Below are 13,482 nucleotides of genomic sequence, written 5' to 3' on the forward strand. Positions count from 1 at the left end.
TGCCCGATCGTGTCCCCGGCCCCCGGCCGTATGCACGCGGGGCCACGGGCGTCCGGCAGCGTCCGCGCCGTCCCACCGGGCTCCGGGTGTGTCCGTGCGGTGGCATGGGCGTATCGACGCGTCCGCACGGCACTGCCGGCGTCCGGCCGTGTCCACGCGGTCCGATCGGCGCCCGGCGATGTGTACGCCGCGCCACCGGTGCCCGGGGGTATCGGAGCAGGCCCACCGCAGGCGTCCGGTGCCGTCCGTGCGGTGCCGTTGCCGCATCGGCCCTCTTCGCCCTCCTATCTCTGACCGTCCTGTTCGGCCGGGCACCTCGGAGCGCGCCTCCTACGCCCTCGACCCGGTCCCGCCCCCGTCGGCGCAACCGGTCGAGGGCCGCAGAGACGGACGCCCCCGTCGCCCGCTCACGCCGCCATTCGATCGGCTTCTCCCAGCCGAGCCGTGACCCGCACGAGTTCCCTTCCGTTCACCTGAGTGGCGGAATGCCCGGACGGGCCCTGCCGCCGCACCCTCCCTGTCCCCCGGGGCGGCCTTTCGGCCGCCCAGCGCGTCCGAGGCGCACCGAGCGCAGAAGAAGCCACCGCATGCACCAGCAGCCGTCGCAGTCGTCTCCGCCCTCCGCCGCCCGTGAAGATCCGCCCCGGAGCAGCCGCGGGCCGTTCCCCGGGCACGGTGCCGGCTCCGCCGCACCCGAGCCCACCGGCCGCCCGCTGCCACCGGCCCCGGCCTCCCTGTCCGACTCCCCGTCCCTCCTCGGCAACCGGCCGTCCCCCGTCCCGGGACGGATCCGCCGACCCGCCGCGGTCCCGTCCGCGGGTACAGCCCCGGGCAGCCGCTCGGCGCCCGGACTGCCGCCCACGCACGACGCGCTCATCTGTGTGGCCCTGCCCGGCCTCGCCATCTCCGGCGAGCCGGGACAGCTGGCCGGCCGGGGACTGGACGGGTTCTACCGAGGCGGCAGGCGCCTGCTCTCGCGGTGCCAGGTCCGCGTCGCAGGACGTGAACCCCTGCCGATGCAGGCCAGGATGACCGGAGCCGACAGCGCCCGCTTCGTGGGCACCCTGCGCGTTACCCCGGTGGCGGGCCCCGACCCGGACGTCGTGGTCGAACGGGCACGCCACGCCGACGGAACCGAACGGATCACCCTCCGCAACACCGGTCTGCGTCCACTGCGTCTGCCCGTCGAGGTCGCCCTCGGCACCGACCTGGCGGAACTCGGCGCCATCGCCTCCGGCACGGCAGGCCCCGACCTCACGGCCAGCGTGCACGACTCGGGCCTGCGCTGGGCCACGGCCGACGCCGCCGCCTGTGTCACCGCCGACCCGCCGCCCTCGGACGCGCTGGCGTCGGCCGGGATGCTGCGCTGGGAAGTGGAACTGCCACCGGGCGGGACGGCGGCCGTGGAGCTGAGGGTACGGCCGGAAGGCGCAGGCCCGCTGCGAGCGGCGGGCCAGGCCGCGACCAGCCCCCTCGCCGCCGCGCAGGCGGCAGGCGACGACCCCCGGGTGGCCCCTCTGCTGCACGCGGCGGTCGCCGACCTTCATGCCCTGCTGCTGCGCGACCCCGCACACCCCTCCGACACCTACCTTGCGGCGGGCGCCCCCTGGCGCTGCGGAATGGCCCCCGCCGAGGCACTCGCCGCCGCCCGCATGGCCCTGCCCCTGGGCACCCGGCTCGCCGCGGGCACACTGCGCACCCTGGCCCGCACCCAGCTCGACGGTCCAGGCCCCGGGGCCGGGATGATCCCCGGTCCACGACGCGACGCGGGCCCGCACCTCCCGCCGGGCTGCACCGCGACGGAGGCCACTCTGCTCTTCCCCGTCCTGCTCGCGGAGGCCCGCCGCTGGGGGCTCCCCGAGCAGGAGACGAGGGATTTGCTGCCCGCGGCGGAACACTGCCTGACCTGGCTGCGGACCACCACCGGCGACGGTATCTACCTCCCCGACCCGTATCCGGCAGGCCCGGTCCGTTGCGAGACCCAGGCCCATGCGCACCGCGCGGCCCTGCTCGGCGCCGACCTCCTCGATGCCTTCGGCAGACCGGGCGCCACGGAGTTACGCCAGTGGGCCCAGAACCTGCGTGCGGCCTTCCGGGCCGACTTCTGGATCGAGGACCGCGGAGGCGGCCGCCCGGCCGCGGCCCTGGCACCTGACGGCCGGCCCGTTCCCCATCTGTCCGCCACCACGGTCCACCTCCTCGACACCGGCCTGCTCGATGCCGGTCGGCCGGCTCCGGGTCTGCTGGACAAGGCGAGCACCGAACACCTCGCCCGATTGCTCGGGACCCCCGCGATGGACGCGGGCTGGGGACTTCGGGGACTCGGCACAGAGGAGCCGGGACACAACCCGTTCGGCCACCGGACCGGGGCTGTACGGGTCCAGGAGACCGCACTCGCCGTCGCAGGACTGGCTGCGGCCGGCTGCGAGAAGGAAGCCGGTGGTCTCCTGCGAGGACTGCTGGGGGCGGCGGAACACTTCGGCCACCGGCTGCCCGAGATGTTCGCCGGCGAGCAGCGCTCCGCCGGCAGCGCACCCCTCCCGCATCCCGCGGCCTGCCGGCCGGCGGCCACCAGCGCGGCAGCCGTGGTCCTCGTGCTCACCGCTCTCGCGGGTGTCCGCCCCGACGTACCGGCCCGGACGGTCACCCTGCGCCCCGTTCGAAGCGCACCGCTGGGCGAACTCAGCCTCACCGGGCTGCGTGTCGCAGGCGCACCCTTCGCCGTGCGGATCAGCCGACTGGGACTCGCCGTGGTGGAGGAGGCCGCGGACGGACTCCAACTGGGATCGTGACTCCCCCGGGATCAAGAGGGACCTCACGCGGCGCACTCGGTCGACGATCCGAGCCGACCCCTGTGAGCCGTACCGGGATCCTGCCGAACCACCACCGATGCGGTTGACGAAGGGAGTGTTTATCGTCAGGAAGACGACTATGATCGCGGCATGCCCTACGACCCGTCAGCCTTTCCGCCTTTCGCTGTCACCGTGGACCTGGTCGTGCTGACCGTGCGCCGCCACGCACTGTGCGCGCTGGCGGTACGCAGGGGTGAGCCCCCCTTCCAGGGGCGCTGGGCACTGCCGGGGGGCTTCGTACGGGCCGATGAGGATCTGTCGCAGGCGGCGGCGCGGGAGCTGGCCGAGGAGACCGGGCTGCGCGCACACGACCCCTCGGTCCCGGTTCAGGATCAGGGCGCCCATCTCGAGCAGCTCGCCACCTATGGCGACCCGAAGCGGGACCCGCGTATGCGCGTGGTCAGCGTGGCGCATCTCGCGCTCGCGCCCGACCTGCCCGCACCGCGTGCCGGAGGCGACGCGAGCAACGCGCGCTGGGCACCGGTCGAGGAACTGCTCCAGCAGGCGGGCTACGCCCGCGAGGGCGAGTCCGCGGCGCCACTCGCCTTCGACCACGCCCAGATCCTCGCCGACGGAGTGGAACGGGCCCGCTCCAAGATCGAGTACTCGTCACTGGCCACCGCTTTCTGCCCGTCCGAGTTCACCGTGGGGGAGTTGCGCCGGGTGTACGAGGCGGTGTGGGGCGTGGCCCTCGACCCGCGCAACTTCCACCGCAAGGTCACCGGCACCCCCGGCTTCCTCGTCCCCACAGGGGGTACGACCACACGCCAGGGCGGCCGGCCGGCACAGCTCTTCCGGGCCGGTGGCGCCACCCTGCTCAACCCGCCGATGCTGCGCCCGGAAGTGTGAGACGCGGGGCGGCGAGCCCGCCGGGCGACCGGGCACACCCGCCGTCCGCACCGAGTCGTGGCTGCGTCGAACGGCGGCCATCGGTGGGGTCAGGGCAGACAGCAGCTTGCCGTACAGCGCCTTATACCCAGAAAACGGACATCTCGCGCTATCTTGCTGTAGGTGATCCAGGCCTTCGGACTGACCAGCGACTCCCGCAAGGCGCACCCGCCCGCCCTTGACGACGTTTCCTTCGAGGCGCGCGCCGGGCATGTCACCGCGCTTCTCGGTGGCGCCGGTGCGGGCAAGACCACGGCGTTGAAGCTGATGCTCGAACTCCAACACGGGCGAGGCATCACCTACTTCAGAGGACGCCCCCTGCACCGGATCGCTCATCCGTCGCGGGAGGTCGGCGTACTCCTCGGAGACGTACCGGGCCATCCGGCCCGCACGGTACGTGGTCACCTGCGCATGCTGTGCGCAGCCGCGGGAGTTCCCGCGCGGCGCGCGGACGAGGTGCTCGAAGTGGTCGGCCTCGTCAGCCTCCGGGAGGAGCGCCTCGGGACGCTGTCCCGCGGCATGGACCGCAGACTCGGCCTGGCCTGCGCCCTGCTGCCCGACCCCCACACGCTCGTCCTGGACGAACCGACCGACGGCCTCTCCGCCCGCGAGGCGGAGTGGCTGCACGGCATGCTGCGGGCCCACGCCGCCCAGGGCGGCACGGTGCTTTTCACCACGGCCGAACCGAAAGAGGCCGCACGCACCGCCGACCGGGTCGTCACCCTCGACGGCGGCAGGCTCGTCGCCGACCAGGAGGCAAGGGAGTTCGCCCGGACCCGGCTGCGCCCGCGCGTGGCCGTTCGCAGCCCTCACGCCGCACGCCTCGCGGCTCTCCTCGCCAAGGACGCCCGCATCACCCGCCGCTCCGTCGAAGTCGTACGTGAGGACGGCAACCGGCTCTCGGTGTACGGCAGTACGACCGCCGACGTCGGTGAGATCGCGTTCCGCCACGGCATCCTCGTCCACCAACTCGCGGACGAGGTAGGTGACATGGGGCCGGGAGCCGGAGCCGGCAGTGACGAGGGAACACCGTCCGCCGAGTCCGGGCGGGCCGCACCGGACACGCCGCCGGAGGAGCGGGCCGACGCGGAGCATGCCATCAAGCGGGCGGAGCGGGACCAGGCCGAAGCCGACCACACCCACACCCCGGCAGGCCGCAGAGACACGGAGCCCGGCTCCCCGGCGGGGCGGGCCGTCTCTGCCGCGCCGGATGCCTCACCGGAAGACCCGAGTCCGGCCGTGGGCGAGTCGCCTACCGCGCCGGCACACGCTGCGCAGCCGGACACCGCCACGACCGACGCCCCGGCCGCCGGGTTGCGCTTCGCAGAGCCGGCGACGAAGCCGGACACCGCAGCGATCGACCCGCGACCGGCCGAACCCTGTCCCGGCCGGTCCGGGACGGTCCAACGGTCCCCGGTGCCGGCTCTGCCGTCGAAAGGCCGGGACACATCACCGTCCGGCCGGTTGTCGGGGCATCGGGAGCACACCGCGGACGACCCGTCGACGCCGGAAGCGGAGCGGGCAGTGGCCGGCCTCTGTGTCCCCGACGAGACGCGGAGACCGTCGGGTTCCCCGGTGCCGGAGCGGGCGCGGGCCGCCGCCGGCGAGCCGTCCGCGACCGGCGATGCGCTCGGCCGACGGCCCGTGCCGGACCGCACGGAGCCCCGCCCGGGCACAGCGGCCCCGAGCATGTCGCCGGCCGCCGCTTCCTGCTCGGCCGGCGACACGGCGCACGGTGACGCCGCACCGGATGACAAGCACGCCTCCGGCGCGGGTCCGGGCGAGATTCGCGCGCGAACCGCCGGCGGCCGGTCCGCCGACCCGACGGCCGCGCCCGACGCCGGCCCAGGCGGGGTCGCGACGGCATCCGGACCGCAGCCCAGCACCAACAGCGTGCTCGCGGAAGGCACCACCGGCACCCGCACCCGGCTCCCCGGGGCCAGGCAGCCGCAGGCCGGTCGCACCGCCCGCCCCGACGCCGCCCGCACGGTCACCGCCCTGCCACCGCTCCCGCCCCCCATCTCCGTCCGCCCCGCCCCCAGCCCCCTGCGCCCCCTCCGCTACGAGGTCCGGCGCGCCACCGGAATCGGCACCGGCTTCCTCACCTGCGGCATCGCGCTGGTGGTGTCCGCCTTCACAGCCGTACTCCTGGCGCGACTCGGTCACACCCCGCAGGCGCGGCTGTTCGCCGCCTGGCCGCGGGAGCTGCCGCTGCCGCCCGCGGCGCTCGCGGCCGGACTGCTCGGCGCGCTGGCGTTCGGGGACGAGTTCCGCCACCCCGCCCTGGCGGCGGACCGCGGCACCGTGCCCCGCCGGCTGGGCCTGCTGACCGCGAAACTGCTCGTCTCCGGAGCCACCGCCGCGCTGCTCGCCTTCCTCACCGTGGGCTGCGACGCCGAAGTGCTCTACGTCGTCTACGGACGGGAGCTCACCCGAGTTCCCGCGGACTGGCTTTCGCTCACCGCGAGTTGGTTCGGGCTGGTCACCGGGTGTGCCTGGGCCGGTGTGCTCGCGGCGGGTGTGTTCCGGTCGGCGTCGGCCGGCCTGGCCGCCGTACTCGCCGTACCGGTCCTTGTCGTCCCCGTCGTCCACGAGGTGCTGCGGGACCCCGCCGTCAGGATGGCGGCGGGCTTCCCGGTGCGGATGCGGCAGGTCCTCCTGTTGCAGTGGCCCTTCGGAGGGGAGCGGTACGTGCTCGCAGCCGCGCGGGTCGTAGCTCAACCCGTCGGCGGCGCGCTCGCGTTGTCCCTCACGGCTCTGCTGTGCGCGTACGTGCTCACGACCCTGCGCACCAGGTTCCGGTGACGGCTGCTCCTACGGTTCTGGACCCACTGTGCCCACAACTCCCCTCAGAACGCCCATTTCTTTCCGATAAGGCGTCAATTGCGACGGGGTGAGCGATCACCCTTTCGTGTGCTTTTCACCAAAGACCTCAAGGGAGTTGAAAGGGACGCCGACAAAGGATCCGTGAGTACCCTTGCGCACACCATGATGACCGCCGCCCGCTCCGCAGACTCAGGTCTGGCCGGCCCGGGCGGATTCGACCGCTACCCCTACGCCGAGACCCCGATGGCCGACCGCGTCGGCGTTCCCGCCTGGGACGGCGGGGATCCCGAGCTGGGCCGCGTCGGCCGGCGGGCCGGGGGCAGCCGCGGGCGCGGACTGCACGGCCAGCTGGTCCAGCAGCTGGGCCAGATGATCGTCTCCGGCGACCTGGGCGCGGACCGGCCGCTGGTGCCCGAGGAGATCGGCCAGCGGTTCGAGGTCTCCCGTACCGTCGTCCGCGAGTCCCTCCGCGTCCTCGAGGCCAAGGGCCTGGTCAGCGCCCGCCCGAACGTCGGAACGCGCGTGCGTCCCGTCAGCGACTGGAATCTCCTCGATCCGGACATCATCGAGTGGCGGGCGTTCGGGCCCCAGCGCGACGACCAGCGCCGGGAGCTGAGTGAGCTGCGCTGGACGATCGAGCCGCTCGCCGCCCGCCTCGCCGCCGGGCACGGCCGCGAGGAGGTGCAGCAGCGCCTGTGCGACATGGTCGAGATCATGAGCCACGCCATGGCCCAGGGTGACGCGCTCACGTATTCGCGCGCCGACACCGAGTTCCACGCGATGCTCATCCAGATCGCGGGCAACCGCATGCTGGAGCACCTCTCCGGCATCGTCTCGGCGGCCCTCCAGGTCTCCGGTGGCCCGGTCACCGGCTGTGACCGGCCCACCGAGGCGTCTCTCGCGCAGCACGCGCGGATCGTCGACGCGCTCGGCACCGGGGACGGCACGGCGGCGGAGACGGCCATGCGTCAGCTGCTCGCGATCCACCCGGAGGTGGAGCGCGTGGTTCCCGCCCCGCGTGAGCACTGACTGCGTGCGGAACGCGGTGCGGTCGCCGGTGTGCGGCGTCCCTGCGGTGCTCGCGTCGGCACCTGGCCCCGGGTGCCGGCCGTCGCCGGACCCTGCCGGACGCTCTGGAGTCCGGCGGGGTCCGGGGGTGTGGCGAGGTCCGCCGGTGCGACGGGCCGCCGCGGTCGTGAGGGTGCTCGGCCGTACATCACCAACTATCACGTTTGACCACATCTGACCGTTTTTGACTGCTTACGGGGTGTGACTCGGGCCACGCAGATTGGGCGTAACGCTCGTGGAGACAGCGCGATGACCTAAGAGGTGACAGCCGCGGAGGGAATACGGACGCCAGTGCAGGCGCTGTGCATCCTCCCGGCCCCCGCCCGCGCCGTCGGCCGATCCCCAGGCCGGTGGTCGGCTCCCGTCCGTACTGGGCGGCGCCGGAAGCCGTTTTCCAACGTTCCGAGAGGTTGTTCGTGTCGGCCAGCACATCCCGTACGCTCCCGCCGGAGATCGCCGAGTCCGTCTCTGTCATGGCGCTCATTGAGCGGGGAAAGGCTGAGGGGCAGATCGCCGGCGACGATGTGCGTCGGGCCTTCGAAGCTGACCAGATTCCGGCCACTCAGTGGAAGAACGTACTGCGCAGCCTCAACCAGATTCTTGAGGAAGAGGGTGTGACGCTGATGGTCAGTGCCGCAGAGCCCAAGCGCACCCGCAAGAGCGTCGCAGCGAAGAGTCCGGCCAAGCGCACCGCCACCAAGACGGTCGCGGCGAAGACGGTGACCACGAGGAAGGCCACCGCCACCGCGGCAGCCCCCGCGGCGCCCGCCGCTTCGGCAGAGGCCGATGCCCCCGAGGAAGCCGCACCCGCCAAGAAGGCCGCCGCCAAGAAGACGGCCGTGAAGAAGACGGTCGCCAAGAAGGCCGTCGCCAAGAAGACGGCCGCCAAGAAGACCACGGCCAAGAAGGACGATGTCGAGCTCCTCGAGGAGGAGGTCCTCGAGGACACCAAGGTCGCCGACGAGCCCGAGGTCACCGAGAGCGCCGGCTTCGTCCTGTCCGACGAGGACGAGGACGACGCGCCCGCGCAGCAGGTCGCCGCGGCCGGCGCCACGGCGGACCCCGTCAAGGACTACCTGAAGCAGATCGGCAAGGTCCCCCTGCTCAACGCCGAGCAGGAGGTCGAGCTGGCCAAGCGCATCGAGGCGGGCCTGTTCGCCGAGGACAAGCTGGCCAACGCCGACAAGCTGGCCCCGAAGCTCAAGCGCGAGCTGGAGATCATCGCCGAGGACGGCCGCCGCGCCAAGAACCACCTCCTGGAGGCCAACCTCCGTCTGGTGGTCTCCCTGGCCAAGCGCTACACCGGCCGCGGCATGCTCTTCCTGGACCTCATCCAGGAGGGCAACCTCGGTCTGATCCGCGCGGTCGAGAAGTTCGACTACACCAAGGGCTACAAGTTCTCCACGTACGCCACCTGGTGGATCCGTCAGGCGATCACCCGCGCCATGGCCGACCAGGCCCGCACCATCCGTATCCCGGTGCACATGGTCGAGGTCATCAACAAGCTCGCGCGCGTGCAGCGCCAGATGCTCCAGGACCTGGGCCGCGAGCCCACCCCGGAGGAGCTGGCCAAGGAACTCGACATGACCCCGGAGAAGGTCATCGAGGTCCAGAAGTACGGTCGCGAGCCCATCTCGCTGCACACCCCGCTCGGCGAGGACGGCGACAGCGAGTTCGGTGACCTCATCGAGGACTCCGAGGCCGTGGTCCCGGCCGACGCGGTCAGCTTCACGCTTCTCCAGGAGCAGCTGCACTCCGTCCTGGACACCCTGTCCGAGCGTGAGGCCGGCGTCGTCTCCATGCGCTTCGGTCTCACCGACGGTCAGCCCAAGACCCTCGACGAGATCGGCAAGGTCTATGGCGTGACGCGTGAGCGCATCCGCCAGATCGAGTCCAAGACCATGTCGAAGCTGCGCCACCCGTCCCGCTCCCAGGTGCTGCGCGACTACCTCGACTAGGTCGCGGTCGTACGACGGCGAAGGCCCGGTCCTCCTCGAGGAGGACCGGGCCTTCGTGCTGCGCGCGGCGGGCCGGTGGCTGACTCTGGGTGTCCCAGCAGCATCCCCGAGTGAGGAGTCTGCATGCGCCGTTACATTGCCCGGGCGCTGATCCGGCCGCTCGCCCTGGCGGCCGCCTTGACCGGCATACCCCTGGTGACCGCCGGCCCGGCCGCAGCCGGCAGTGTGGTGGTCGGGGGCTTCCCGATAGATGTCTCGCAAGCTCCGTGGACCGTGGCGCTGGCCAGCCGTGACCGGTTCGGAGGTACGCGGGCGGGTCAGTTCTGCGGCGGTGTGGCCGTAGCCCGCACCGTCGTGCTCACCGCGGCCCACTGTATGACCGAGGAGGCCCTCGGAGTGCCACCGAACCGTGTGCGTGATCTCAGGGTCATCGCGGGCCGCACGGACCTGCTGTCGGGCGAGGGCGAGGAGATCGCCGTACGGGGCGTCCAGGTCAATCCCGCGTACGAGCCCACGTCCGACTCCGGCGACTTCGCGCTCGTCTCTCTTGCCGGGGAGCTGCCGCAGAGCGCGGTCGTCGCCATGGCCGGCACGGACGACCCGGCCTATGCGCCGGGCACCGAGGCCTTGGTGTCCGGCTGGGGCGACACGACCGGCGGAGGGGACTACGCGCGCCGGCTGCGCGCCGCACGCGTGCACGTACTGCCCGACGACTCGTGTGCCCGGGCCTATCCGGGCGGTCCGGAGGGCACCTACCGGGCCGCCACCATGCTGTGCGCCGGCGAGCTCGCCGGTGGCCCCGACGGCTGCCAGGGGGACAGTGGCGGCCCCCTGGTGGCCGGAGGCCGGCTGATCGGTCTGGTGTCGTGGGGAAGCGGCTGTGGGCGGCCGGGGAGACCCGGCGTCTACACGCGGGTCTCGGAGGTCGCACGGACGCTGCAAGCGGCTACAGAGGCCACGTAGGGCCCTGGAAGGCGCAAGTGAGTGCCTGGGGGGGAGCATGAGCACGGGCGGCCGCTCCCGAGAAGGGCGGCCGCCCGTTCACCGGCCTGTGCCGGGGCTGGCTCGTCGTGTGTGCGAGATTCAGCGCTCTTCTTCAGAACCGGTGTCCGGAACGGACGTCAGCCGCTCCGTCTCGTCCTGTATCTCGGCGGCGATCTTCTTGAGTTCCGGCTCGAACTTGCGACCGTGGTGGGCGCAGAAGAGCAGTTCTCCGCCGCTCAGCAGGACGACGCGCAGGTATGCCTGGGCGCCGCAGCGGTCGCAGCGATCGGCGGCCGTCAGCGGGCTCGCGGGGGTCAGAACAGTAGTCACGTCGCCTCTTCTCTAGCTCGACGAGCTGTCGTACCAGGGTCAACATCCAACCAGCCCCAAAACGTTCCCGCTCGTGGCTTTTCCTCGAAAATTTCTTTCCGGGGCGGCTGTCTGCTGCCGGTTGGCGGCGAATGTGCCGTAGTGCGTCTCTGGGTGCGTACGGGTTCGCGCTGTCTTGCGGTCTCGGTCCTCCCGGCCGGGTTGCCGGTTGTTCATGAGGACGTGCCCGGAGCCTAAATGGTTCATGCCTCCAAGGGAACCTGATGTCTACTTCACTCCGACGAGGGATCGAACGTCCATGCGAGTCTGGTCTAGTCTGAGTTCCCGCCGAGGGTGGCGTTACACCAGCTCTACCAGGCCTCGGTACCCTCTGAGCGGCGACCGAAGCCGCCCCCTTACCCAAAAGGGGGCCACCTGAAATTCAGCGAGGAGCGAACCGCGTGACCGCCGATACGTCCGTGCCGTCCACAGCGCTGCTGGCAGGAGCAGACCGGGACGGTTCCAACTACACCGCGCGGCACCTGCTCGTCCTCGAGGGCCTTGAGGCCGTGCGCAAGCGCCCGGGCATGTACATCGGCTCGACCGACAGCCGCGGTCTGATGCACTGCCTCTGGGAGATCATCGACAACTCCGTGGACGAGGCCCTCGGTGGCTACTGCGACCACATCGAGGTGATCCTCCACGACGACGGCTCGGTGGAGGTGCGCGACAACGGGCGTGGCATCCCCGTGGACGTGGAGCCGAAGACGGGCCTGTCCGGTGTCGAGGTCGTCATGACCAAGCTTCACGCGGGCGGCAAGTTCGGCGGCGGCTCCTACGCCGCCTCCGGCGGCCTGCACGGCGTCGGCGCCTCCGTGGTCAACGCGCTCTCCGCCCGTCTCGACGTCGAGGTCGACCGAGGCGGCCACACCCACGCCATCAGCTTCCGGCGTGGCGTGCCCGGTGCCTTCGCCTCCGCCGGCGCCGACGCCAAGTTCGAGGCCAAGAGCGGTCTGCGCAAGACCAAGAAGGTTCCCAAGACCCGCAGCGGCACGCGCGTGCGTTACTGGGCCGACCGGCAGATCTTCCTCAAGGACGCCAAGCTCTCCCTGGAGAACCTCCACCAGCGCGCCCGGCAGACCGCGTTCCTGGTCCCCGGCCTGACCATCGTCGTCCGCGACGAGTTCGGTCTGGGCGACGGCGGCAGCAAGGGCGAGGAGTCCTTCCGCTTCGACGGTGGCATCAGCGAGTTCTGCGAGTTCCTGGCGAGCGACAAGCCGGTCTGCGATGTCCTCCGCCTGTCGGGCCAGGGCAGCTTCAAGGAGACGGTCCCGGTCCTGGACGAGCACGGCCAGATGACCCCCACCGAGGTCACGCGCGAGCTGGGCGTGGACGTGGCGCTGCGCTGGGGCACCGGCTACGACACCACCCTGCGCTCGTTCGTCAACATCATCGCCACCCCCAAGGGCGGCACCCACGTGGCCGGTTTCGAACAGGCCATCGCCAAGACGATGAACGAGATGCTGCGCGCCAAGAAGCTGCTGCGCGTGGCCGAGGACGACATCGTCAAGGACGACGCGCTGGAGGGCCTGACCGCGGTCGTCACCGTGCGTCTGGCCGAGCCGCAGTTCGAGGGGCAGACCAAGGAGGTGCTCGGCACCTCGGCGGCCCGCCGCATCGTCTTCAACGTGATCTCCAAGGAACTGAAGGCGTTCCTGACCTCCACCAAGCGGGACGCCGCCGCGCAGGCGCGGGTGGTCATGGAGAAGGTGGTCGCCGCCGCCCGCACCCGTGTCGCGGCACGCCAGCACAAGGACGCCCAGCGCCGGAAGACCGCCCTGGAGTCCTCGTCCCTGCCGGCCAAGCTCGCCGACTGCCGCAGCGACGACGTCGACCGCAGCGAGCTGTTCATCGTCGAGGGCGACTCCGCGCTCGGCACGGCCAAGCTGGCACGGAACTCCGAGTTCCAGGCGTTGCTGCCGATCCGCGGCAAGATCCTCAACGTGCAGCGCTCGTCCGTGACCGACATGCTCAAGAACGCCGAGTGCGGCGCGATCATCCAGGTCATAGGAGCGGGGTCGGGCCGCACGTTCGACATCGACCAGGCCCGCTACGGCAAGATCATCATGATGACCGACGCCGACGTGGACGGTTCCCACATCCGCTGCCTGCTGCTCACGCTGTTCCAGCGCTACATGCGGCCCATGGTCGAGGCGGGCCGGGTCTTCGCCGCGGTGCCGCCGCTGCACCGCATCGAGCTGATCCAGCCGAAGAAGGGGCAGGACAAGTACGTCTACACGTACTCCGACCGCGAGCTGCGGGACACGCTCATGGAGTTCCAGAGCAAGGGCATCCGGTACAAGGACACCATCCAGCGCTACAAGGGTCTGGGCGAGATGGACGCCGACCAGCTGGCCGAGACCACGATGGACCCGCGCCATCGCACCCTGCGCCGCATCAACCTCGCCGACCTGGACGCCGCCGAACAGGTCTTCGACCTGCTGATGGGCAACGACGTGGCGCCCCGCAAGGAGTTCATCTCCAGCTCGGCGGCGACGCTCGACCGGTCCCGCATCGACGCGTGACCGCTGCGCCGG

The 13,482-nt window shown here is 71.8% G+C and carries 8 protein-coding genes; 7 read left to right on the forward strand and 1 reads right to left on the reverse strand.

What is annotated here, in order from left to right:
• Positions 1 to 587: 587 nt before the first annotated feature.
• From ACF1BE_RS09045 to ACF1BE_RS09070, 6 genes are all read left to right on the forward strand, one after another.
• On the forward strand, positions 588 to 2,792 hold the full coding sequence (locus tag ACF1BE_RS09045) for a glycogen debranching N-terminal domain-containing protein (RefSeq protein ID WP_392198321.1): 2,205 nt from the start codon (positions 588 to 590) through the stop codon (positions 2,790 to 2,792).
• A gap of 150 nt (positions 2,793 to 2,942) precedes the next feature.
• Positions 2,943 to 3,701, forward strand: coding sequence for an NUDIX domain-containing protein (locus ACF1BE_RS09050; protein WP_392198322.1), 759 nt, complete (start codon positions 2,943 to 2,945; stop codon positions 3,699 to 3,701).
• Positions 3,702 to 3,863: 162 nt separating this feature from the next.
• Positions 3,864 to 6,545, forward strand: a complete 2,682-nt coding sequence (locus ACF1BE_RS09055) for an ATP-binding cassette domain-containing protein (RefSeq protein ID WP_392198323.1) — start codon at positions 3,864 to 3,866, stop codon at positions 6,543 to 6,545.
• A gap of 162 nt (positions 6,546 to 6,707) precedes the next feature.
• Positions 6,708 to 7,595 (forward strand): FadR/GntR family transcriptional regulator, encoded by an 888-nt coding sequence (locus tag ACF1BE_RS09060; RefSeq protein ID WP_392198324.1) that lies wholly within the window; start codon positions 6,708 to 6,710, stop codon positions 7,593 to 7,595.
• Positions 7,596 to 8,050: 455 nt separating this feature from the next.
• Positions 8,051 to 9,592 (forward strand): RNA polymerase sigma factor, encoded by a 1,542-nt coding sequence (locus tag ACF1BE_RS09065; RefSeq protein ID WP_392198325.1) that lies wholly within the window; start codon positions 8,051 to 8,053, stop codon positions 9,590 to 9,592.
• A gap of 123 nt (positions 9,593 to 9,715) precedes the next feature.
• The gene (locus ACF1BE_RS09070; protein WP_392198326.1) at positions 9,716 to 10,555 is read left to right on the forward strand and encodes a S1 family peptidase; all 840 of its coding nucleotides are present in this window, start codon (positions 9,716 to 9,718) and stop codon (positions 10,553 to 10,555) included.
• Positions 10,556 to 10,675: 120 nt separating this feature from the next.
• On the opposite strand, the gene ACF1BE_RS09075 is transcribed toward ACF1BE_RS09070, so the two are convergent.
• Entirely contained in the window at positions 10,676 to 10,906 is a 231-nt protein-coding gene (locus ACF1BE_RS09075) for a hypothetical protein (RefSeq protein WP_392198327.1), read from the reverse strand.
• A 440-nt stretch (positions 10,907 to 11,346) separates the two neighbouring features.
• Between ACF1BE_RS09075 and ACF1BE_RS09080 the strand changes: the two genes are divergently transcribed.
• Positions 11,347 to 13,470 carry a type IIA DNA topoisomerase subunit B gene (locus ACF1BE_RS09080; protein ID WP_392198328.1) on the forward strand — a complete coding sequence of 708 codons (2,124 nt, stop codon included), beginning with the start codon at positions 11,347 to 11,349 and terminating at the stop codon, positions 13,468 to 13,470.
• Positions 13,471 to 13,482: the final 12 nt, after the last annotated feature.

Source organism: Streptomyces sp. NPDC014991 (genome assembly GCF_043080665.1).
In the GTDB taxonomy this organism is placed as follows: Bacteria; Actinomycetota; Actinomycetes; order Streptomycetales; family Streptomycetaceae; genus Streptomyces.

What these genes read in the sequence shown, in the direction of transcription:
- ACF1BE_RS09045 (WP_392198321.1), top strand. Translation starts at nt 588, where the DNA reads ATGCACCAGCAGCCGTCGCAGTCGTCTCCGCCCTCCGCCGCCCGTGAA.
- ACF1BE_RS09070 (WP_392198326.1), top strand. Translation starts at nt 9,716, where the DNA reads ATGCGCCGTTACATTGCCCGGGCGCTGATCCGGCCGCTCGCCCTGGCG.
- ACF1BE_RS09050 (WP_392198322.1), top strand. Translation starts at nt 2,943, where the DNA reads ATGCCCTACGACCCGTCAGCCTTTCCGCCTTTCGCTGTCACCGTGGAC.